This is a genomic window from Kitasatospora acidiphila, assembly GCF_006636205.1.
Taxonomy (GTDB): Bacteria; Actinomycetota; Actinomycetes; order Streptomycetales; family Streptomycetaceae; genus Kitasatospora; species Kitasatospora acidiphila.
In genome coordinates this window covers 2,151,736-2,173,493 of the sequence record NZ_VIGB01000003.1, presented here as the reverse complement: position 1 = coordinate 2,173,493, position 21,758 = coordinate 2,151,736, and the positions used below count along the sequence as shown (strand labels likewise).

Sequence of the window (21,758 nt, the reverse complement as noted above, 5' to 3'; positions counted from 1 at the left end):
ACCCCGCGCCCGGTGCCGTGCGGAGTGGGGTCACCTTCTTCGACCGGCTGCCGCTGCGGAGCGCTGAGCGATCCGGCGTCAGCGGTCCGGTCGGGTGGGCTGCTTCGCTGTCGGCTGGCTGGGGGCGGTCATGTCGAGGAGCACGATGGCGTCGTGTTCGGGGCTGCCGGGCGTGGTGAGGTATACGCCGAGGCGGTGGCCGGGGGTGCCTTCCAGCTGCATGCCCTGGAAGCTGAGGGTGATCTCGCCGACCTGGGGGTGGTGGAAGGTCTTGGGCCGCTGGGCGTGGGCGCGCCGGGTGACCTCGTAGCGGTCCCAGAGTTTGGCGAAGTCCCGGCTCTTCAGGAGGAGTTCGCCGATGAGAGTGGCCAGGTCGGGGGCGTCGGGGTCGGTGCCGGCCAGGGCGCGCAGGCGGGCGACGCAGCTGCGGACCTGGGTGTCCCAGTCGGCGTAGAGGTCGCGGGCGGCGGGGTGGAGGAAGAGGAAGCGGGCGAGGTTGCGCTGCTTGGCGGGCCAGTCCTCGAGGCCGGCGTACAGGGCGAGCGCGCCGGGGTTGTGGGCGAGCAGGTCCAGGGTGCGGCTGGTGACGTAGGCCGGGTTCGGGCGCAGGTTCTCCAGCAGGAGCTTGACCTGGGGGCTCACGGTGCGGCTGGGGGCGGCCGGGGGTTCGGGGGCGTAGCGCGCGGCCCGGATCACCAGGTCGCGCAGGTGGTCGTGCTCGTCCTGGTCCAGTTTCAGGGCGCGTCCGAGTGCGTCGACGACGGCCAGGCTGGGTCGGGTCTCCTTGCCGCGTTCCAGCCGGGTGTAGTAGTCGATGCTGACCCCGGCCAGCGCGGCGACTTCCTCGCGGCGCAGTCCCGGGGTGCGGCGTACCCCGGCGCCGGGGGTGAGGCCGACCTCGGCCGGGGTCACCTGGGTGCGCCGGGCGCGCAGGAACCGCCCCAGTTCGGTGCCGCCGGCGTCGTGGTGCTGCTCCGCTGCCATGTGCACCAGTGTGGCCCGCCCGCAACCTGGGCGCCTGCCACCAGGGGGGCCCTGCCACACCCCCGCTGCTGCTCCCCGGAACGGCTCGGCCTGCCGCGCGGCCCGGGCCGGGGGCAGGGTTGAGGAAGCGGGCATCTGCCGCTCCGCTCCAGCATCCGCCACGCAATCACGCAATTACGGGAAGGCACCCACCATGCGCGCAACACTCCTCCATCAGGCCGGCGACGTACGCGTCGAGGACGTCCCGGACCCGAAGATCCAGCAGCCCACCGACGCCGTCGTGCGCATCGTGCTGGGCTGCGTCTGCGGCAGCGACCTGTGGCCGTACAAGTCGCAGCCGCTCACCGACACCCCCCGCCAGATGGGCCACGAGTTCATCGGCGTGGTCGAGGAGACCGGCACACAGGTGAGGGGCGTCCAGGTGGGTGACGTGGTCGTGGCCCCCTTCACCTATTCGGACGGCACCTGCGAGTACTGCCGTCAGGGCCTGCACACCTCCTGCCGCCACGGCGGCCCGTGGGGCGTGGGCGGCGTCGACGGCGGCCAGGGCCAGGCGGCTCGGGTCCCTTATGCCGACGGCACGTTGGTCAAGCTCCCCGTCACCGAGGGCTCCGAGCTGCTGCCCGACCTGCTCACCCTGTCCGACGTGCTGTGCACCGGCTACCACGCCGCCCGGACGGCCGGTGTCCGGGCGGGCGAGAGCGTCACCGTGATCGGTGACGGCGCGGTCGGCCTGTCCGCGGTCATCGCCGCGAAGCTGCTCGGCGCCGAACGGATCATCCTGATGGGCCGCCACGCTCAGCGCACCGACCTCGGCCGCGAGTTCGGCGCCACCGACGTGGTCGCCGCACGAGGCCAGGACGGCGTGGACGCCGTGCGCGAGCTGACCGCCGGCCACGGCACCGAGCGGGTGTTGGAGTGCGTGGGGCTCAAGGACGCCCTCGTCCAGTCCGCCGGCGTGGTCCGGGACGGCGGGGTCATCAGCCGGGTCGGCGCCCCGCAGTATCCCGAAGTCCCCTTCGGGTTCCCCGAGTTCCTGCGGAACATCACCCTCACCGGCGGCGTCGCACCCGCCCGTGCCTACATCGAGGAACTGCTGCCGCACATCCTCAGCGGTGAGATCCGCCCCGGCCGGGTCTTCGACCGCACCGTCCCCTTGGCACAGGTCGCGGAGGGCTACCGGCTGATGAACGACCGCGAGGCGCTCAAGGTCATCGTGCGCCCCTGACCCGGCACCGGCTGCGGTGTCGGCGCGCGTCGCACCAGGAGCACTCCCCATGGGCCATCCTCGACTTCGGCAAACCCCGAGCGAACGGAACAACTGTGAAGCACATCAAGCTGCGTGAGCTGGACGTCTCCCGGATCGGCCTCGGTGCGATGGGCATGTCCCACGGCTACACCGGCGCCGGAACCGACGACGCCCAGTCCGTCCGCACCATCCACCGCGCCATCGACCTGGGCGTCACCTTCATCGACACCGCCGAGGTCTACGGCCCCTACGTCAACGAGGAACTCGTCGGCCGCGCCCTCAAAGGCCGCAGGGACCAGGTCGTGCTGGCGACGAAGTTCGGCTTGATCTCCCACACCGGCCGCCAGGGAGCCACGGACAGCAGCCCGGCCAACATCCGCGCCGCCGTCGAAGGCTCCCTCAAGCGCCTGGGCACCGACCACGTCGACTTGTACTACCAGCACCGCGTCGACCCCGGCACCCCGATCGAGGACACTGTCGGGGCCCTCGCCGACCTCGTCACCCAGGGCAAGATCCGGCACATCGGCCTGTCCGAGGCCGGACCCGACACCATCCGCCGCGCCCACCTCGTCCACCCGGTCACCGCCGTCCAGTCCGAGTACTCGCTGTTCACCCGCGACCCCGAAGCCCGGGTGCTGCCGGTGCTGCGCGAGCTGAACATCGGCTTCGTGCCCTTCTCGCCCCTGGGGCGCGGCTTCCTGACTGGCACGATCCGCTCCACCGACCAGTTCGACCCCACCGACTTCCGCGCCGACAACCCGCGGTTCGCCGACGAGAACTTCCAGCACAACCTGCGCCTGGCCGACGAGGTCGCCGCCATCGCCGCCCAGATCGGTGCCACCCCGGCTCAGGTCGCACTCGCCTGGCTGCTGGCCCAGGGCGACGACATCGCCCCCATCCCCGGCACCCGGCACGTGGCCCGCGTCGAGGAGAACACCGCCGCCGACGCCGTCCACCTCTCCGACGAGCAGCTCGCCAGGCTCACCAGCCTGCCCCCGGCCGCCGGCGACACCCACAACGAGGCTCAGATGCGATTGATGGAGCGCTGACCCCAACTCCCGGTCATCCCCGGCACCTGGGCCCCTATCGGGGCGGCGGCTTCTTCCGCGAGGAGTACGTTCGCCGCGCCGGCCGTGATCAAGTGCCGTACCCGGCGGGGGCGGGGGCGATCGGCCCACCGTTCAAGCGCGCCCCAGCATGAGGTGCAGCAGCCTTCTGCCGTACTGGTGGACGTGGTTCAACTGGTAGGAGCCATGGAACCGGTGGGCGCACCAGAGGGCGAGGAGCGCGACCAGGGCGGAGACCGCGATCGCGATGAACGACGTCACCACGGCGGTGACGGACTGGCGTCGGCCGGTGCTGGTGCTCATGGCTCTCTTCAGGGCGGCGGTGCCCAGGACCAGGCCGACCAGGCCGAGCAGGCCGCCGATCAGGAAGAGCGAGCTGAGCAAGGCATTGACGCCCAGTTCCACGGCCGTCGCGGCCAGGCCGTTCGCGTCGGTCGCAGGCGGCCCGCCCCGGCCGCGCCCCCGGGCCCGCGCTGGAGCCGAGGCGGTCGGAGCCCGGGGATGCGGTGACGTCTCCAGCTCTTGCGTGTTCATCGGCCGTCCCCATCCGTCAACGTGGCAGGGCACGATCCTGGTCGCCGGACCGCGGGGCGCGCATCGCGGCAAGGCGGGAGAAAGCGCTCCCTCGATCGGGGGAGGCCGCCGGTGAGCTGCCCGGCCATACTGGCGATCATGATCAGGGGAATCCGGCCGCTGCTGCGCGGCTCCACGTATACCGGTGCGCTGTTCGCCTACTGCGGCGCGTTGTTGAGCCTGCCACTGCTGCCGTTCGCCATGGTGCCGGTGCTGGTCTGGCGCTCGGCTCCCTCCGCCGCCCGCGCTGTTCTGACCCTGCTGGTCTGGGCGGCGCTGGTCGCCGTGCTCGGGCTGGCCCGCACCACCCGGCGGGTGCTGATCGCCTGCGCCCGGCGACTGCTGGGGGTGCCGCTGCCGGACTTGGCGGCGGGTCGTCAGGCGGCGCGCCCAACCGGCGCCGGGCCGACTCCTGCCGTGCCGGCCCGCGCCGTGCCGTCCGCTGCCGACCGCTGGCGCACTCCGCTCTGGCTGCTGCTGCACGTGGCACTGGGGTGGACGGGAGGCCTGGCGAGCATGGTGCTGCTCGGCTTGGGCGTGGCCCTGCCGGGCGGGTGGACCGGCAACGACGCGGGGCTGAGCCTGTTCAACTGGTCGGTGCGGGTGACGGGCGTCTGGAGCTGGGTGCTGGCGCTCGCCTGCCTGCTGCTGGTGCCGGCGCTGTGCGCGGTGCTGACGGGCGCTCTGCGGTGGTTGGCGCCGAGGCTGCTGGGACCGTCGTCGGCCGAGCGGCTCGCGCTGGCGGCCGAACGGGAGCAGCAGCTGGCCGAACGCAACCGGCTGGCCCACGAGTTGCACGACTCGATCGGGCACACGCTGACGGCGGCCACCATCCAGGCGGCGGTGGCGGGCGAGGTGCTCTCCGTCGACCCGGTGGCGGCGCGGGCCGCCCTGCGCAGCATCGAGGAGTCGACCCGGGCCGCGCTGGAGGACCTGGACTACGTGCTGGGCGTGCTGCGCGAGGAGGAGGCGGGGACGGCGCCGACCCGGACCCTGGCCGACCTGCCCGAGCTGCTGGAGCGGTTGCGGCACGCGGGCGCGGTGGTGGAGCCGGAGCTGTCGGGCCAGCTGGACCAGGTGCAGGGGACGCTCTCCCGGGCGGCGTACCGGATCCTGCAGGAGGGGCTGACGAACGCGTTGCGGCACGGGGCGGGCGGTCCGATCGAGGTCCGGGTGGTGGCCGCGCCGGACGGACTGGAGCTCAGTGTGGTCAACCGGACCGGGGCGAGCCCGGGCACGGGCCCGGGTGCCTTTCCGACCTCCGGGCACGGTCTGCCCGGGCTGGCGGAGCGGGTGCGGCTGCTGCACGGTGACCTCGACGCCGGCCCGCACGGGCCGCAGCACTGGCGGTTGGCGGTCCGGCTCCCGATCCGGCTGTCGGCATGACGGGCCCCGAGGCCGGTCCTACCGGTACCGCTGTCACCCTCCTGATCGCGGACGACGACGAGGTGACCCGCAGCGGTCTGCGCATGCTGCTCGCGGCCCAGCCGGGCATCACGGTGGTCGGCGAGGCCGCCGACGGCGTCGAGGCGGTCGAGCAGGCGCGGCGACTGCGGCCGGACGTGGTCCTTATGGACGTGCGGATGCCGCGCCGCAACGGGATCGAGGCCACCCGGCAGTTGCTGGCCGCACCGGGCGGACCAGGCGAACCGGGCGAACAGGGTGGGCCGCCGAAGGTCGTGGTGATCACCACCTTCGAGAACGACGACTACGTCACCGCCGCGCTCAGCGCCGGGGCCAGCGGGTTCGTCCTCAAGCGGCTGCCGGTCCGGCAGATCGCGGAGGCGGTGCGGGTGGTGGCGGCGGGGGAGGCGATCCTCTTCCCGGCGGCACTGCGCCGCATGGTCGCCGCCCGCCCGCTGGCCTGTGCCGAGGCGTTGCCGAAGGCGGCGCTGACCGGCCGGGAGGAGGAGGTGCTGCGGCTGATGGCCACCGGCCTGTCCAACCCGGAGATCGCGGAGTCGCTCACGGTGAGCCTGGAGACGGTGAAGACACACGTCGGGAACGTTCTGACCAAGCTCGGCGCGCAGAACCGGACCCACGCGGTGGTGATCGCGTACGAGTCCGGCCTGGTGGTGCCGGGGGTCGCCGGCTGACGCGCCTGAGCTGGCCCGAGCTAGTCGAGGCTGCGGAGGAGGGTCTTGACCGACCGGGACCGGACCCCCGCCGCGACCGGATTTCGCATACCGACCGCAGTGCCGTAGAGTGATGTTCACCGACGCGGGGTGGAGCAGCTCGGTAGCTCGCTGGGCTCATAACCCAGAGGTCGCAGGTTCAAATCCTGTCCCCGCTACTCAGTAGCAAAGACCGGCCCGGCACACCAAGTGTGCCGGGCCGGTCTTTTTCGTTGCACCTGGCGAGCCGTCGCAGTGCTGCTAGCCCAGGTCGCCGCGCCGGCCGCCAACTCCAGTGCACCGCACCGGAATCGTCCTGCCGGTCAGGGTTTCGGGTGGTGGGTTCCTGGCGACATATTCCAACCATGGGCTTATCGCCGGTTGCCGGCCATCCTCCTGTCGCTGTCTTCCGTGAACCCCGAGGCGGGCGGCCGGTGCCGGTGCTCGGCCCGCGGGTCGAGGCCGAGGCCAAGCGGACCGCACACGTGCTGGCCGGGGTGGCGACCCACGGCCGACCTGTCGAGCGGACCGCCGCGCTGCGGCAAGCCGCCGCGGTGGCCGGTGAGTTGGTGGCCGCGCTGTCGGCCCTGGCCCCGGCCGTGGCCGGTGAGGACGTTCCGGCGGAGTCAACCAGCCAGTCGTACTTCCGGGTTCGCGAGGTGGAACTCTCGGATCAGCAGGCCGCCCTGCACGGTGCCCTGGTCATCCACCGCGGTCTGGAGGATCTGTGTGATGCTCCGCTCTCAGGTGCCGACCTGGCGCTGGAGGTGGCCGGGATGCGGCAGTCGGTGCTCGACCTCACCGGCGCGGTGCCGGGCGCCGACCCCGAGTCCGTTCCGGCCGTGGCCGTCCCCGAGGCCGGGGCGGGGCCGTCGCTGGAGAGCACGTGGAGTGCCCGGTGGCTCATCGGGCACCAGGTCCACGTCCTGTTCAACGTCTGCGCCGCCGTCGCCGTGGCCGACGCCGCTCGCCAACTGCGGCACGGCGACGGCGATGCCGCGCTGCTGCGACTGGCGGACGCGACGGGGTATGTGCGCGGCTTCCCGGCGGCCATGAACCACGCCAGTACGATCCCGACCGACTACTACATGGCGGCGATCCGCCAGACCATGGCGCCTCCGTCGACGGACATCCCGTTGAGCGGGCGCCAGCACCGCGGGTACAAGCTCTTCCGGTCCGCGATGAAGGACCTGCTGTCGGTGGTCCCCGACTCCTATGAGGAGTTGGCGGCCCGCGCCCCCGAGCTGGCCGAGGCGCGGGGCGCCCTCCTGGAAGCCGACATCGTCGACGCCGAACGGCACATCACCCTCGCGTACTCGATGGTGCACCTGCGCCGTTCCATCGCCCAGCGGTCTGACGGCCCCGACAACGCCGTTGCCGAACTACGGCTCATGCGGCATCGCCGCGCGGCCCAGTACGCCCGCCTGATCCGGTTCGGGGACCACTACATCGCCGACGCCGTGGCCGACCTGCGCCACTCCTGAGCCCGCGCGTCCGCCGCCCACACCACCGGCAGGAGACCTGATGTCCGACACCCCTCAAGGCACCGCCGCCGCCGACTGGCAACTGGATCCGGTCGATGCGGACGCATGCGAGCGGCTGGCCCGCACCCTGTGCACTGGCGGACCCGACCAGGTCGACAGCCCCGAGTGGGTGGCACGGGCCCGGGACGCCTGGGAGGAGCTGCCGCTAGCGCTGCGCCGCGCGGTGCGCCGGTTCCGACGGCACTCCGGCCCGCACGGCACCTTGGTGATCGGCGGCCTGCCCGTCGACCGGGCGGCCCTGCCGGCCACACCGGCCGTACTCGGCTCGGTCCAGCGCCAGCCCACCGTCCCGGCCGCGGTGCTCACCATGGTCGCCTGCGGACTGGGCGAGCCGCTCGCCTACCTCGCCGAGAAGTCCGGCGCCCTCGTGCAGGACGTCGTGCCCGTGCCAGGGCAGGAGGCCTTCCACGGCAACGCCGGGTCGGTGCCGCTGTCCTTCCACACCGAGAACGGCTTCCACCCCACCCACCCGACTACGTGGTCTTCCTGTGCCTGCGCGCCGACCACGACCAGACCGCCGGCATGCGCGTCGCCGGCCTGCGCCAAGCGCTGCCGCTCCTCACCCCAGCCAGCCGCCAGGCCCTGTTCACAACGGAGTTCATCACCACACCACCACCCTCCTTCGGCCCCGGCGCCGCCACGGGCGAGCCCGCTGCCGAGCCCCGAGCGGTGCTGTCCGGAGCGCCTGAGGATCCCGACATCCGGATGGCCCAGCTCGTCACCACCCCGCTCACCGCTCGGGCCGCCGCCGCACTGGCCGACTTCGGCCGCGCCTGCGAGGCGACCGCCCGCATCCTGCGCCTGACTCCGGGGGACCTGGTGATCGTCGACAACCGCGTCACCGTCCACGGCCGCACCGCCTTCCAGCCCCGGTACGACGGAGCGGACCGCTGGCTGCAGCGCAGCTACGTCACCACCGACCTGCGCCGCTCCCGAGACCACCGCCCCACGACGGCCACGTACTCGCCCGCTGACGCCAACGTACTCGGCCGATGGCGCCAACGGGCTTGGCCGGTGCGGCACTCCGGGCCTGGGGCCCGGAGTGCTGGCTGATGGACCGTCAGCAGCAGCCGTGCCACTGGTAGTCGGTCGGGACTTCGAGCCCGGGCTCGGGGTCGTCGCTGCTCACGGCGGCGGCGGAGTGGATGGTGGTCCCCTCCTTGATGGTCTCGGCGACCGTGATGTCCTTGATCTCGTCCGGCGGGATCGTCAGCGGGTTCGCGGAGAGGATCACCAGGTCGGCGAGCTTGCCGACCTCGATGCTGCCCTTGCGGTCCTGCTCGAAGTACTGGTGGGCGGCGTTGATGGTGATGGACTTGACCGCGTCCAGGGCCGACACGCACTGCTCGGGCCCGAGGACGACCTGCTCGGTGCGGGTGCGGCGGGTGACCTGGCTGGACAGGATGGCGATCGAGTTGGGCAGGGCCACCGGGGCGTCGTGGTGCGAGGTGTAGATCATCTGCCGGTCGACGGCCCAGCGGGCCGGGGAGATGGTCGCGGCCCGCCTCGGCCCGAGGACGGTCTTGCGGTACCAGTCGCCCCAGTAGAAGGTGTGCATGGAGAAGAAGGACGGGATGATGCCCAGGCGGGCGAAGTCCTCGATCTGGTCCTCGCGGGCGGTCTGGGCGTGGATCGCCACCGTCCGCCGGTCAGCGCCGGCGGGCTCGACCCCATCGGAGGCGGTCTCGACCGCCTCGATGAACTGGTCGATCGCGGCGTCCCCGTTGACGTGCGCCAGTACCTGCCAGCCCTTGGCGTAGGCGGTGCGCACCTGGTCGAGCACGACCTTGGGGTCCTCGATGGTGGGGTAGCCGCAGTAGCCCTCGGGCGTGCCCTCCGGCCGCTCCCTGTAGGGCTTGGTGAGCCAGGCGGTGCGGCCCTGCGGGGACCCGTCCAGGTACATCTTCACCCCGGCCGCCCGCACGCCCCGGTGGTACTCCTGGCTCGCCCGGACCGGGTCCGCCTCCGGCGAGGCCGTCGCCTCGTCGGCCCGTGCGTAGGCGACGACGTCGATCTTGAACGGTACGACGGCCGCGGCGTCCCGCAGTGCCTGGAGGTTCTCCAGCGTGGCGCCGCCCTCCTGGACGGTCGTGAAGCCGAAGCTCGCGGCTGACGCCACGCCCTTGCTGAACAGGGCGGCCAGGGCGGTCAACGGCAGGCCCTTGGTGGCCTTTTCGGAGGCAGGGCTGAAAGCGGTCTCCTCCAGCACGCCGTTGGGCTCGCCGAATGGCCTTTCCAGCGGATCGACCTGACGGCGAATCACGCCGCCGTCCGGGTCGGGAGTGGCTTTGGTGTAGCCCAACTCCCGCAGACCGCGGCTGTTCACCGCCCCGAGGTGGAAGGACTGGTGGATGGCCAGCACCGGCCGCGTGGTGGACACCGCGTCCAGCTCCTCACGGGTGGGGTGGCGGCGTTCGGCGAGCATGGCGTCGTCGTAGCCGAACCCGATGATCCACTTGGAGAAGGCGCCCACCGGGGTCTTCGCCCAGGCGCGCAGCTTCTCCTGGAGCGAGGCGATGTCGGTGACGTCCCCGTCGGGGGCGGCCAGCAGGTTGGCGAGGGTGGCCTGCAGCCCGATGCCGCCCAGGTGGCCGTGGGCGTCGATGAAGCCGGGCAGCAGAGCGCGACCGGCGAGGTCGCGCACCTGCGTTCGCGGCCCCTGCCAGCGGCTGACGGCCTCCCGGTAGTCGCCGACGTGGACGATGACACCGTCCTTGACGGCCACCGCCTCGGGACCGGGACCGGACTCGTCCGCGTCGGCGGCGACGGTCACGATCTCACCGCCGTGGAAGATGACATCGGCCTCCTCGTACGGTGCCGCAGCCTGGCCGTCGCCAGTGTCCGTCGCCCCTGCCGGCTGACCGCTCATTCCGGTTCCCTTCTGCCGCCTACGTTCAGTGCACCCTTGCCTACCCATGGCTATCGGGTCGCGAACCTCGCGGGATGCTGCGGGGCGATCCGAGGCGGTGCCGGCAGGGGAGGACGCGGCGGGCCCGCGCTAGGTGGCGGGCTCGCCCCAGGTGATGCGCTCCACGGCGTGCGGCGGGAACGACACCCGGGCTCCGTCCTTCTGCGTGACGTGCACCCAACCGCACTCGTCGATCCGGATGATGCCCGCGACCGACTCATCGAGCGCGACGCCAGGGCTGACGTAGCCCGCCCCATGGGCGAGATGCACTGTTCCGGGGTTCGCTTCAAGGCCTGCCATGACCCGATTGTCCGGGCCCGGTCCCGGAGCCACCACCGGAGCCGCCGTTCGTTCCACCGCCACCGTGACGGTGGAACGAACGGCTCCGATGCGCTGCGGCGGTCAGTGGCGGGCGAAGGAACGGACGAAGTCCGCGGTCGCCGAGCCGACGCCGGTGACCTCGTCGTAGCCGGGGGCGGTCTTCAGCGAGCCGTCCTGGTCGAACTGGGTCAGGTAGCTGTTGAAGGCGGTCGGGTCGTCCCACTTCGGCAGGAAGGTCAGCGCCCAGGGCTCCTGACCGGCCGGGGCCGGCACGATGTCGCGGATCGCCGGAGTGTTGTGCAGCTTGTAGATCAGCGGGTTGGCGAAGCCGAGCGCGTGGCCGGCGGCCTGGCCCGCGTCGGCTTCGAGCGCGGCGATCAGCGGGGAGGAGCCGCTGGTGCCGGCCCCGATCTCCTCGTGGTAGGCGCCGCCCGGAGTGGTGAAGCCGATCAGCCAGCCGGTGGCGCGGTCGCCGTCGGCGGCGATGTCCGGCTGCACCCGGCGGGCCGGCCCGGTTCCTCCGTCGGTCGCCAGGGCCGAGGGGACCGTGTTCTTCTGGTACCAGGGCTCGCTGACCAGGTTGCTGCGACCGCCGCCGGAGCCCATGAAGAACTGCCCGGGCGGCGGGGTCAGGTACCCGGTGCCCTGCGGGTTGATCTGCGCCGCGTTGTTGCCCCAGCCGAGTTCGCCGGTCACCTGGCCGTTCTTGCCGATCTCCAGCGTGGTGCCGCCGACGGAGGTCGCCCACTGGTCGGAGGCCGGGAAGGTCACATAGCGCGGGGAGCCCGCGTCCTCCCCGGACGCGCCGTCACCGTAGTCGCCGGAGGAGTAGTCGAAGCCGATGCCCTCCAGCGCGCCCTGCTGGAACACCTGGTCCCAGGCCGCCACGGTGGCGGGCGAGTCGCCGTCCTCCCGGGTGGGGAACGAGTCGGTCACCACGTCCGCGAGGTGCTGGTCCACGATCCGGGTGTGCGCGTCCAGGAAGGCGAGGCTGCCGCCGCCGTAGCCGCCGGTCGAGGTGCAGTCGGCGCCGACGTAGACCACCTTGGCGTCCGGTGCGGCGATGTGGAGCGTCTCCACGTCCAGCGGCTCCTCCGGTGCGTCGGAGTTCCCGCGGCAGGAGGCGGCGAAGTCCGGGCCGAAGTTCTCGCTGTACTGGCCGGGGGCGAAGCCCGGCACGCCGTGCGCGGCGAAGAACTTGTCGGCGTCGGCCTCCATGGTGGGCAGTGCCCCGTCCAGCACCACGGCCACCGTGCGGCCCTTGCCGGTGTACTGGCTGCTGGTCACCCCGTAGGCGTCGCGCAGCTGCTGCGGGGTGTAGCCGCAGACCGCGTCGATGGCGCTGGTGCGGCCGTTGACCGCCGGGATCGGCGAGCTGTTCTGGCCCCACCACTGCGAGCAGGGCGGGGTGGCCGCGGTGGTGGGCGCGGCACTCTGACGTGCTGCGGCCCGGGGTGCCGTGGTGCGGGGTGCCGGGGCCTGGGGCGCCGCGGCACCGGCCGGCGCCGCCGTACCGGGGGTATCCGGAATGACGGGGTTGCCGTCGTCCAGGCCGAGCACCGTGCTGATGTCGTGGCCGAGTGCGGCCGGCACCGAGACCGCGCTCGCCGGACGGAGCAGCTGCGGAGGCTGCCCCGACTGCCAGGCGTAGGCGTGCATGGAGGTGGCGAACGCCCGCTGCACCTGGTCCACGGTCGCGGTGACCGTCAGGTAGTGGGCGTTGGCGCCGGTGACGTGCATGCCGAAGCCGGTGAGCCAGTCGCTGACCTTCGCCGTCTGGGCCGCGGTGGTGCCGTAGCGCTGGTCGAACTGGGCGGGCGTCAGGTAGTGGGCGTAGTCGTGCCCGGACGGATCGGCGCCGCGCTGCGCGGCCCTGACCATGCCGACCGGGTCCTTTCCGGCCAGGTAGACCCGCAGCGACATCCCCCAGTTGCCCGGGGCCGCACCGGTGTCGGCCAAGGTGCCCGAGCCCCCCTGGGGTATCCCGGACGGCAGCTCGGTGCGGCCCTGGCTCGCGGCCTCGGCGGCCGGTGCCGCCACACCTGCGGCGACCAGGGCGGCGGTGGCCGCGACGGCGGCCAGCCGGCCGGCCCGAAGTCGCCGGGCGGCGGGGGAAGAGGACTGCTGGGGCAAGGTCTCACACTCCGTCAGTGGTCAACGGGCCGCCCGGAGATGGACGGACCGGCGACCGGTTCACCGGGCACAGCCGGCGCAGCACGGTCGCTCAGCCAGAAGGGACGTGTCGAGGAGACGGTTCGGTCGCACCCGACCCCCCAGGCGGCCCGGTACACCTCCTGGCACCACCGCGCCGACGATGCCCGTGACACCAGCCACTACCGTTCTGCGTCTACGAGCGTGCGATCCGTGCCCTGACCAGGAGGACCTTGCCATGACCGATGCCGGTGGCCCCGACGAGCAGCTGCTGCACCGAGCTGCCGGATACGCGCGCCGGTTCAACACGCTCTTCGAGGAGTACTTCGACACGCTGGGCACCAGGCTCGACGCGCCGTCGTCCAGCCGTTTCACCCCGGCCTGCCTGGAGTTGCTGCGGGAGCTGTCGTTGCGCGGCGGCAAGCGGATGCGGGTCGTGCTGCTGCATGAGGCGGCTCGCCTGGTGACTGCCGAGCCGGTCGACGGGCTGGACGCCGCGGCGCTGAGCATCGAACTGCTGCAGACGCACGGCCTGGTGCACGACGACCTCATCGACGACAGCCCCACCCGCCGGGGCGGGCCTTCCACCTACTACGCCTACCGCGAGCAGTTCCCCCACCACCCGCACGCGGCGGTCGGCCTCACCGTGCTCGCCGGTGATCTCGCCCTGGCCCTGTCCCTTCAGGTGCTCCTGGACGCGAAGGTCCCCGGCGCGGTGCGGCAGGCCATGACCGAGGTGCAGACCCGGGCGGCGACCGACACATTCATGGGCCAAATCATCGACCTGGAACGCGACTTCACCCCCACCGCACCGGACGAGGACCTCCTGCACCGGGTGGCCGACTACAAGTCAGCCCGCTACTCGATCCTGGCGCCCCTGCAGTTGGGCCTGCTGGCGGCAGGTGAGCAGCCGGCACTCTTCGAGCAGGACCTGCGCCGCTACGCGCGGCTGGTCGGGATCTGCGGACAGCTGCGCGACGACTACCTGGACCTGTTCGGGGACGCGGCCACCATGGGCAAGCCGACCGGCACCGACATCCGCGACGGGAAGCATAGTCACACCGTCAGCGCCCTGCTGTCCGCACCCCTCGGTGACGCCGAGCGTGCCGTGCTGGAGGCCGCGCTCGGTGACCCGGCCTGCACACCGGAGACCATCGCCGCCGTCCGCGAGATCGGCGAACGCCGCGGTGTGGCGGACAGGATGCGGGCGGACATGCGGCGCCACGCGGAACAGGCCTGCCTGCTGGCCGCCGACTGGCGGCCACGATGGCGTGCGGAGGCGGTCACGTTCTTCGAGCGGCTGCCGCTGTGGAGCGTTGAACGAGCGATGTGACCGGTGCGGTCCCGCTGAGCGCCCGGACGTCACCGCAGGCTGCCTGCTACCTGCTGCCGGCACTCGCCCCGCGCTGCCGCACCGCCCGCTCAGGAGCGTCCCGTTGCCGGGCGGCCCAGCTCGGCCGTCGCTTCGGCACGCAGCTGCCGCAGTTGGTCGGGGGAGGGGCACCAGGTCGACTCCAGGCTGCCGGTGTCCCAGTCGGCGAGGCGGGCACCGGCTTCGTAGGCGCTCTGCATGAACGCGAGGAGGGTCGTGGCCGGGGCCGGTGAGGTGCGGACGGTCTCATAGGGCAGGATCGCCAGCAGGCCGGTGCCGGACTCGACCCAGCTGCCGGCGGCGAGCGGCTGGTCGCGGAGTCCGGCGGGTGCCGGGGCGGTGTAGGAGTAGTAGGCGGCGTCGCCGAGGTTGTCGTCGCCGGGCCAGAAGCCGAACGAGATGACCTCGTGTGTGTACGCCTCCCGGGTGACGCGGTCGGTGTCCAGCGGTGGCGCCGGGCGGCCGGAGAACCTGGTGACCGCGAGATCGAAGCTGTGCCAGAAGAGGTGCACCGGGCTGGTCTTGCCGTTGAACCAGCCGCTGAACTCCTCGAACACCGTGTCCGACCAGTCCAGGATCCGGTAGAGGCGTTCGAGGGCGCCCCGGTCCCAGGCGGCATGCTTCCGGTCCTGGGGGAACGGTGTCGTCATCGGGACGCCGAACGGCTCCTCCCTGATGACGACGTCGATTCCCAGCTCCTTCAGGGCCTGGTGGAGACGGGCGTCGAACTCGGCGACGGGCAGCCCGTCGCCGAGTTCGAACGAGGTCGTGCGGCCGTCGGAGGTCCGTACGACCAGGGCGTGGTCGACGAGGTCGATCGTGATCTCGAACGTCGTGCCCTGGTGGTGCAGCCGCCGGGTGGTGAGGCCGCGCACGTCGACGTAGAGCGGGGCGTTCCACCAGTGGTTGCGTGGCGGCGTGGTCGCGAGCCGGATCTTTCCCAGGATCTGGCAGTACAGGTGCAGCGTGTCCTTGGTCGCGCGCCAGTCGGCGAGGCGCAGTTCCGGCAGACTCGCATCCATGTCGAACGCCTCCCTGGGCGGCGACGCCGACTCCTGGCGGCGGCCGCGCCCGGACTCGCGGCTGGACGGACCTCTCCAGTCTGTACCCGCCCGCAGCGTTTGACGCGCGGTGGACCTCCGCTAGGGCCTGAGGACGATCTTGCCGCGGGTGTGGCGGCGTTCGAGTTCGGTGTAGGCCTCGCGGACTTGCGCCAGCGGGTAGACCTTCGCGATCGGCACGTCGAGGTGTCCGTCGGCGATCAGGCCGGCCAGCTCGGCGAGCACCTTGGCTCCCGGCCCGGCCGCGAAGCTCCCGTCGGTCTTCACCCCGTACTTCTCGGCCGCCGCGAAGTCGGCGATGGTGTTGATCCGCTCCGCCGGGACGCCGAGGGCGAGGGCCAGCTCGACGTAGCCGCTGCCGAAGGTGTCGATGAAGGCGTCCACGCCGCCCGGCGCGGTGGCCCTGATCCGGTCCTCGACGCCCTCGCCGTACGCGACCGGGATCACGCCGTGGCTCGTCAGCCACTCGTGGTTGCTCTCGCCCGCCAGGCCGATGACCGTGGCCCCGGTGCGGCGCGCGAGCTGGACGGCGAGCGAGCCGACTCCCCCCGCGGCCCCGGAGACGACGACGGTCTCGCCCTTCTCGGGGTGGACGGCGCGTACCGCCGCCCACGCGGTCGTGCCGACGACGTGCAGGCTGCCCGCCACCTCCCATGAGACCTTCGCCGGCTTGCGCGTGAGATCGCCGGCCTCGACCAGGACCAGCTCGGCCTGGGAGGCCCGCTTGTCGCTAAACCCGATCACCTCGTCGCCGGGCGAGAACCCATCGGCCCCGGCGCCGACCTCCTCGACGACCCCGGCGAGGTCGCTGCCCTGCCCGGAGGGGAACGTCGACGGGAACACCTGCGCCAGTGCCCCCGTGCGGATCATCGCCTCACCCGGGTTGATGCCGGCCGCCTTCACGCGCACCAGGACCTGCCCGTCCCCGGGCACCGGGCGCTCCACCTCCTCGACGCGCAGCACGTCGATTCCGCCGAACCCGTCGTACCTGACCGCCTTGGGCATGATCTTTCTCCTTCGATTCGTCGGTGGGCTACTGCGAGGGTTCCCACCAGGCAGGTGAGGAGGCATCACCGGACCGAGGTGATTCGCACGGCCGGGTGCATCGCGGCACCGGTCTGCCGGGGACGGCGCGCCTGGTCGGTGGGGACGGCCCGTTCAGACGGCGTTCAACGGCTCTGGATCGACTCCGGCCAGGATGCCGAGCAGCTGCGGACTCCATGCACCGGTAGACGCCGCTCCCCGGGCTCCGGCTGCGCCGTCAATGCTCTGTCGATCGGGCCCTGACAGCATCGCCGGCATCGGGGACCGCCCGGTGCGATGCGCACCGGGCGCGGACGGAATGGAAGGTGGAGCGGGATGCCGCTGGCGGCAAGCACTGGACTCGCCCGGGGGACAGCGGAGGTCAGCGCGTTCCCCCGGGCGGGGGAGACGGTCCGGCGCGCGGGCCAAGACGGAGAGCTCCGGCTGCTGCTGCCGGCGCAGCGGCGGCCGAGCCCGCCCGCGCGGGGCGCGGCCGCGACCGAGGCCCCATGGCGCTTCGCACTGCTCGGCGTACCGGAGGTGATGGCGGGTCAGGAGCGCCTGCGGCCGATGTCGCCGACCCAGACCGCCCTGCTCACCGCGCTGGCGCTGCAGGCGGGGCGGCCGGTCGGGGTGGAGGAGCTCATCGACGGCCTGTACGGGGAACGGCCGCCGCGCAGCGCGGGATCCACGATCACCACCTATGTGCTGCGGCTGCGGAAGGCCCTCGGCCCGGAACTGATCGTCCGGGTCGGGAGGGGATACGCCTTGAAGGTGCCCCGGTCGGCAGTGGACGCCCTGGAGTTCGAGCGGCTCGCCAACGCACCGCTGCTGGGCGACGCCCGGGCCGACGCGGCCCGCCTGCAGTCGGCGCTCAACCTCTGGAACGGCGCCACGGCACTGGTCGGCGCGATCGGACCGCTCTGCGAGCGCCAGCGCGAGGTGCTCGCCCAGCACCGGGAGCGGGCCCGGCTCCAGTGGTTCGAGTGTCAGCTGGTGCTCGGCCGTCACGCGGAGATCCTGGCCGACCTGGCGGTGGCCTGTGAGCTCACCCCGTTCGCCGAGCGCCTGCAGGCGCTGCGGATGACGGCGCTGTTCCGGTGCGGCAGGCAGGCCGAGGCGCTGGAGGTGTACCACCAGGTGCGCGAGCGCCTGCTGGACGAGCTCGGGATCGATCCGAGCGCCGAGCTCGCCACGGTCCACCAGGCCATCCTGCGCGGGGGCGACCCGGGACCCCGGATCGCACCGGCCGGCATCGAGCCGTTCGGCGGGACCGAAGCCGCCGCTCCACCACGCCAGTTGCCCTCCCCGCCCGCGGACCTGGTCGGGCGGGAGGATGAGATCGCGCTGCTGACCGCCGCGGTCCGCGCCGGCGGCCATGCCGTGGGCCTGGTCACGGGGATGGGCGGGGTGGGCAAGACCTCCGTGGTCGTCTCGGTCGCGCAAGCGGTGGCCGCCGAGTTCCGTGACGGGCAGTTGTGGGCGTGCCTGCGCGGCTCCACCGAGGAGCCGGCGGGCCCCGGCGAGGTCCTGGCCGGATTCCTGGCCGCGCTCGGTGTGCCCGCTGACCGGATCCCCGACGACGTCTCCGAACGGGCGGCCCTGTACCGGTCGGTGCTGGCCGGCCGGTCCGTCCTGGTGGTGCTGGACGACGCGAGCGACGACGCGCAGATCACCCCGCTGCTGCCCGGCACGGCGGGCTGCGCGGTGCTGATCAGCGCGCGATCGCGCCCGGCGATCGGGGTGACCGCAGCCGCTCGGCTCGACTGCCTGCGGCCGGCCGAGTCCGCCCGGCTGGTCTGTGCGATCCTCGGCGCCGATCGGGCCGGTGCGGAGCCGGAGGCCGTGGGCGCGCTCACCGCCGCCTGTGGCCATCTGCCGCTCGCCGTCCGCGTGCTGGCCACCCGGCTGGCCCGGCGACCCGCCTGGACGGTGGCGTCGATGGCCGCACGGGTGTCGGACGAAAGCCGCCTGCTGGGTGAGCTGGAGGCTGCCGACGCGGGCTTCGAGGATGCGTGCGACCTGGCCTTCGGCCGACTCACCGGCGCGCAGGCCCGGGCCATCCTGGCCCTGGTGGCGATGCCGTCGCAGGACTGGAGCCTGACGGCCGCCGCGGCGACGATGGGCCTGTCCGAGGCGCAGGCCGAGCGGATCCTGGAGGCGCTGGTCGATGCCGCGCTGCTGACCTCCCCCCGGCCCGCCCGCTACTCCTGCCACGAGCTGCTGGTCGCCTACGCCCGCGTCAGGGCGTGGTCCGGGGCGGGGGCGGGAGTCGGCCGGTGCTGAGACGCCCTGGGTGAGACCTCCCGGGCCCGGCCCGGGAGGTCTCACCCAGGGCGTCAGCCGAACGGCGGCTTCGCGAGGAGCGCCAGGGTGTCCGCCACCTCCGAGGACACCCCGAGCGTCTGGTAGATCTCCACGGCCTCGTCCAGGCAGGCACGCCCCCGGGCCGGGTGGCCGAGCCGGGCGAGGCTGACGCCGAGCGAACGGAGCAGTCCCGCCTCCAGCATGCCGCTGGTCTGGTGCGCCAGCGGCAGCATCGCCTCGGCGACCTCGATCACCTGCCGGTCGTCGCCCGCTTCCAGGTGGATCTGCGCGATCAGGTTGCCCGTGGCGGCCTCGAACGCGGAGAGGTGCAGGGCGCGCAGCACCGGGAGCAGTTCTTCGGCGCAGCTCAGCGCGGCGGCGGGAGCGCCGCACAGGCGCAGCACTCGGGCCAGTGAGTAGCGGCTGGTCGCCTGCGTGATCGAGGTAGCGGACCCGGTCAGCCGGACGCCCCGCTCGGCGGCCGCCCGTGCCTCGGAGAACCGGTCGAGCTTGGCGTAGTTGAAGGCGAGTTCCCCGAGGGCACTGCCGGCCGAGTGGTGGTCACCCAGGCTATCGAACAGGGCGATCGACTCCTCGCAGAAGCCGCGGGCCTCCTCGAACCGCCCGTAGACGCGGGCGTTGTAGCCGAGCGCGAGCAGCGCGCAGGCGCGCACCCGCCGGGTCGCGTCATCGACGCAGAGCGCGATCGTCCGGGTGAGCTCCTGCTCGGCCTGCTTGAAGTCGTTGACGTGGTAGAGCATGTTGCCGCGTACGTACCGCGCGAGCGCCTCGCACCGCCGGTCGCCCCGGGTGGCGGCGACGGCCGCGGTCCGGGAGGCCAGGTCCGCCACCGACCAGGAGTGGGTCCTGGTGAACAGGACCGAGCCCAACTTGTCGATCAGGTCGGCGGCTTGGACCAGTGGAAGCTGATGATCCGTCAGAGCCGCTGCGACCATGGCCTGCTGGAGTTGCGCCTCCGTCCGCATCCAGCCGACCGCCTGCTCGGCGGAGTCGAACTCCAGGCCCGGCGCGGCGGTCGGCGTCCCGGTCAGGTCGCGCTGCCCGACCGCGACGGAGTGGGCGGCGGCCTCGGCCTGGCGGGCGCTGGCGAGGCAGAAGTCCAGCAGTCTGGCGAGGGCCTGCCGCCTGGTCTCCGGCGCCTCCTCGCGGGTGCAGCACTCGGAGGCGTAGAGCCTGATCAGATCGTGGCTGCCGTACCGGCCGACGGCTCGTGGGTCCAGCAGGTTGAGGTCGGTGAGGTCCTCGAGCAGCACATCGGCCTCGGTGGTGCCGACGCCGAGCAGCGCCGCCGCACTGTCGAGGCCGATCTCGGGGACGTTCGGCAGGGAGAGGAGCCGGAAGGCGCCGGCCTGGGCCGGCGTCAGTCCGGCGTAGGAGAGTGCGAAGGTGGCCGCCACGGCCGTGTCGCCGACGGCCAGTTCGGCCAGCCGCCGGTGCTCGTCGGCGAGTCGGCCGGCGAGCTCGGCGACGGTCCAGTCCGGCCGGGCGGCGAGCCTGGCGCCGGCGATCCGGATCGCCAGCGGCAGGCGGTCGCAGGCGGCCACCACGGTCGCGCACTGCTCGGGTTCGGCAGCGGCCCGCTCGGGACCGATGACCCGGCCGAGGAGTTCGACGGCCTCCGCTTCGGTCAGCGCGCCCACCGTGAGGTGCCGGGCGCCGGCGAGGCCGGTCAACCGGGCCCGGCTGGTGACCAGGACCGCGCACCCGACCGCTCCCGGCAGCAGGGCGGTCACCTGTGCCGCGTCGGCGGCGTTGTCCAGCAGCACCAGCACCCGGCGGTCGGCGAGGTGGGAGCGGTAGAGCGCGACGCGTTCGTCGAGGTCCAGCGGGATCGCGTTGTCGTCCGCGCCGAGCGCCTGCAGGAAGCGGACCAGGACGGCGGCGGGGTCGGCGCTCTCGGGGTCGGCGCCGCGCAGGTCGGCGTAGAGGCGGCCGTCGGGGAAGCGCTCGCGCAGCCGCTCGGCGGTGTGCACGGCCAGCGCCGTCTTGCCGACTCCGCCGATCCCGTCCAGGGCGGTGATCGCCACGCATTGCCCGGACGGGCTCGAGAGCAGGCCGGTGAGCTGCTCCAGCAGCTCGGCCCGGCCGGTGAAGTCATGGGACGCGCGCGGAAGTTGCTCCGGTACCGGGTGGTTCTCCGCAGTGCCGGCGGGCAGCTGCGGCAGGAGCTCCGGGTCGGCGCGCAGGATCCGGGCCTGAAGGTCGGTCAGGCGCCGGTCCGGCAGCGGCCGGCCCCGCGTGAGGTCACCGGCGTGCCCGGCGAGGTAGCGGCGGGTGTCCTCGTACACCGCGAGCGCCTCGCCGGTGCGCCCGGCACGGTGCAGCGCGAGCATCTGCAGCTCGCGCAGCCGCTGGCGTCCGGGGTGTTCCACCACCAGGGCACCGAGCTCGGCCGCCACGTCGGCCCGGTCGCCGATCTCCAGGTCGAGCTCGAGCTTCGCCTCCAGCAACTGGGCGTGGACTTCGGTGAGCCGGACCCGTACCGCCTCGGCGTGCGGACCGGCCATCCCGGTCAGCGGCTCGCCGGCCCACAGCTCCAGGGCCTCGCCGAGCAGGGCGCGGGTCGCGGCGGCCGGTCGGCCGGCGGCCCGGTCGGCCGCGGCCTGCGCCGAGGCGCGCTCGAACCGGCCGGTGTCCAGGGCGTCCGGCTCGATCCGCAGGGCGTACCCGTCCCCGACGGTGGCCAGCACGTCCTGCGCACCGTGCTTGCGCAGCTCGGTGCGCAGCCGGTAGACGTGGGTGCGGACCGCCCGCAGCGGCTCGGCCGGCCGGGCCGCCTGGTCCCAGAGGCCGTCGATCAGCAGGTCGGTGGAGACCGGCCGGCCGGCGGCGGTCAGCAGGACGGCCAGGAGCTCACGCTGCTGCGGCCTGCCGAGATCGAGTTCGGCCGTGCCCGCCCAGCCGCGCAACGGTCCGAGCAGGCTGAACCGCAGCTCGGGCGTGAGCTGCCGGGCAGCCTGCTCGGGCCGGTCCGGCGCACCGGCGGCGGTGATCGTGGTGGTGCGGCCGGGCTTGGCCACTGGCATGACGGGGCTCCCTCTCGAGGCTCCAGGAAGGGGCCAG

At 73.0% G+C, this 21,758-nt stretch carries 15 protein-coding genes, 1 tRNA gene and 1 pseudogene; 9 read left to right on the top strand and 8 right to left on the bottom strand.

What is annotated here, in order from left to right; translation table 11 throughout:
• Positions 1-78: 78 nt before the first annotated feature.
• Positions 79-984: a helix-turn-helix transcriptional regulator gene (locus tag E6W39_RS10950; protein WP_141633373.1), complete on the bottom strand. Its 906-nt coding sequence runs from the start codon at positions 982-984 to the stop codon at positions 79-81.
• A 193-nt stretch (positions 985-1,177) separates the two neighbouring features.
• Here E6W39_RS10950 and E6W39_RS10945 point away from each other — a divergent pair, with 193 nt between their 5' ends.
• Both E6W39_RS10945 and E6W39_RS10940 read left to right on the top strand, forming a co-directional pair.
• Positions 1,178-2,212 carry a zinc-binding dehydrogenase gene (locus E6W39_RS10945; protein WP_141633372.1) on the top strand — a complete coding sequence of 345 codons (1,035 nt, stop codon included), beginning with the start codon at positions 1,178-1,180 and terminating at the stop codon, positions 2,210-2,212.
• A 95-nt stretch (positions 2,213-2,307) separates the two neighbouring features.
• Positions 2,308-3,282, top strand: coding sequence for an aldo/keto reductase (locus E6W39_RS10940; RefSeq protein WP_141633371.1), 975 nt, complete (start codon positions 2,308-2,310; stop codon positions 3,280-3,282).
• Positions 3,283-3,414: 132 nt separating this feature from the next.
• Here the strand turns inward: E6W39_RS10940 and E6W39_RS10935 are convergent, their stop codons facing one another.
• Entirely contained in the window at positions 3,415-3,834 is a 420-nt protein-coding gene (locus tag E6W39_RS10935; RefSeq protein ID WP_141633370.1) for a DUF4190 domain-containing protein, read from the bottom strand.
• 138 nt (positions 3,835-3,972) lie between these two features.
• Here E6W39_RS10935 and E6W39_RS10930 point away from each other — a divergent pair, with 138 nt between their 5' ends.
• The 5 genes and pseudogenes from E6W39_RS10930 (at position 3,973) to E6W39_RS10910 (ending at position 8,505) form a co-directional block, all read left to right on the top strand.
• Positions 3,973-5,259 (top strand): sensor histidine kinase, encoded by a 1,287-nt coding sequence (locus E6W39_RS10930; RefSeq protein WP_141633369.1) that lies wholly within the window; start codon positions 3,973-3,975, stop codon positions 5,257-5,259.
• A complete protein-coding gene (locus E6W39_RS10925; protein WP_141633368.1) occupies positions 5,256-5,969 on the top strand; it encodes a response regulator transcription factor in 714 nt (237 codons plus the stop codon). The genes E6W39_RS10930 and E6W39_RS10925 overlap by 4 nt, the downstream gene beginning before the upstream one ends.
• Positions 5,970-6,092: 123 nt before the next feature.
• Positions 6,093-6,166: transfer RNA gene (locus E6W39_RS10920), tRNA-Met, on the top strand.
• 255 nt (positions 6,167-6,421) lie between these two features.
• Positions 6,422-7,471: a hypothetical protein gene (locus E6W39_RS10915; protein ID WP_228718084.1), complete on the top strand. Its 1,050-nt coding sequence runs from the start codon at positions 6,422-6,424 to the stop codon at positions 7,469-7,471.
• 40 nt (positions 7,472-7,511) lie between these two features.
• Positions 7,512-8,505 (top strand): annotated as a pseudogene (locus E6W39_RS10910) (TauD/TfdA family dioxygenase).
• Between the two features lie 86 nt (positions 8,506-8,591).
• Here the strand turns inward: E6W39_RS10910 and E6W39_RS10905 are convergent.
• The 3 genes from E6W39_RS10905 to E6W39_RS10895 all read right to left on the bottom strand — a co-directional run bounded on the left by E6W39_RS10905 (position 8,592) and on the right by E6W39_RS10895 (position 12,893).
• Positions 8,592-10,400, bottom strand: a complete 1,809-nt coding sequence (locus tag E6W39_RS10905) for an amidohydrolase (RefSeq protein WP_141633366.1) — start codon at positions 10,398-10,400, stop codon at positions 8,592-8,594.
• A gap of 129 nt (positions 10,401-10,529) precedes the next feature.
• Positions 10,530-10,739: a hypothetical protein gene (locus E6W39_RS10900; RefSeq protein WP_141633365.1), complete on the bottom strand. Its 210-nt coding sequence runs from the start codon at positions 10,737-10,739 to the stop codon at positions 10,530-10,532.
• A gap of 102 nt (positions 10,740-10,841) precedes the next feature.
• Positions 10,842-12,893: a S53 family peptidase gene (locus E6W39_RS10895; RefSeq protein WP_141633364.1), complete on the bottom strand. Its 2,052-nt coding sequence runs from the start codon at positions 12,891-12,893 to the stop codon at positions 10,842-10,844.
• A 256-nt stretch (positions 12,894-13,149) separates the two neighbouring features.
• Between E6W39_RS10895 and E6W39_RS10890 the strand changes: the two genes are divergently transcribed.
• On the top strand, positions 13,150-14,244 hold the full coding sequence (locus E6W39_RS10890) for a polyprenyl synthetase family protein (RefSeq protein WP_141633363.1): 1,095 nt from the start codon (positions 13,150-13,152) through the stop codon (positions 14,242-14,244).
• Positions 14,245-14,333: 89 nt separating this feature from the next.
• Here the strand turns inward: E6W39_RS10890 and E6W39_RS10885 are convergent, their stop codons facing one another.
• Together E6W39_RS10885 and E6W39_RS10880 are read right to left on the bottom strand one after the other, a co-directional pair.
• Positions 14,334-15,305 carry a DUF5996 family protein gene (locus E6W39_RS10885; protein ID WP_181799198.1) on the bottom strand — a complete coding sequence of 324 codons (972 nt, stop codon included), beginning with the start codon at positions 15,303-15,305 and terminating at the stop codon, positions 14,334-14,336.
• Positions 15,306-15,425: 120 nt separating this feature from the next.
• Positions 15,426-16,349 (bottom strand): NADP-dependent oxidoreductase, encoded by a 924-nt coding sequence (locus tag E6W39_RS10880; RefSeq protein ID WP_141633362.1) that lies wholly within the window; start codon positions 16,347-16,349, stop codon positions 15,426-15,428.
• Positions 16,350-16,703: 354 nt separating this feature from the next.
• Here E6W39_RS10880 and E6W39_RS10875 point away from each other — a divergent pair, with 354 nt between their 5' ends.
• The gene (locus tag E6W39_RS10875) at positions 16,704-18,653 is read left to right on the top strand and encodes an AfsR/SARP family transcriptional regulator (protein WP_181799197.1); all 1,950 of its coding nucleotides are present in this window, start codon (positions 16,704-16,706) and stop codon (positions 18,651-18,653) included.
• A gap of 53 nt (positions 18,654-18,706) precedes the next feature.
• On the opposite strand, the gene E6W39_RS10870 is transcribed toward E6W39_RS10875, so the two are convergent.
• A complete protein-coding gene (locus E6W39_RS10870; RefSeq protein ID WP_141633360.1) occupies positions 18,707-21,721 on the bottom strand; it encodes an AfsR/SARP family transcriptional regulator in 3,015 nt (1,004 codons plus the stop codon).
• Between the last annotated feature and the right edge of the window lie 37 nt (positions 21,722-21,758).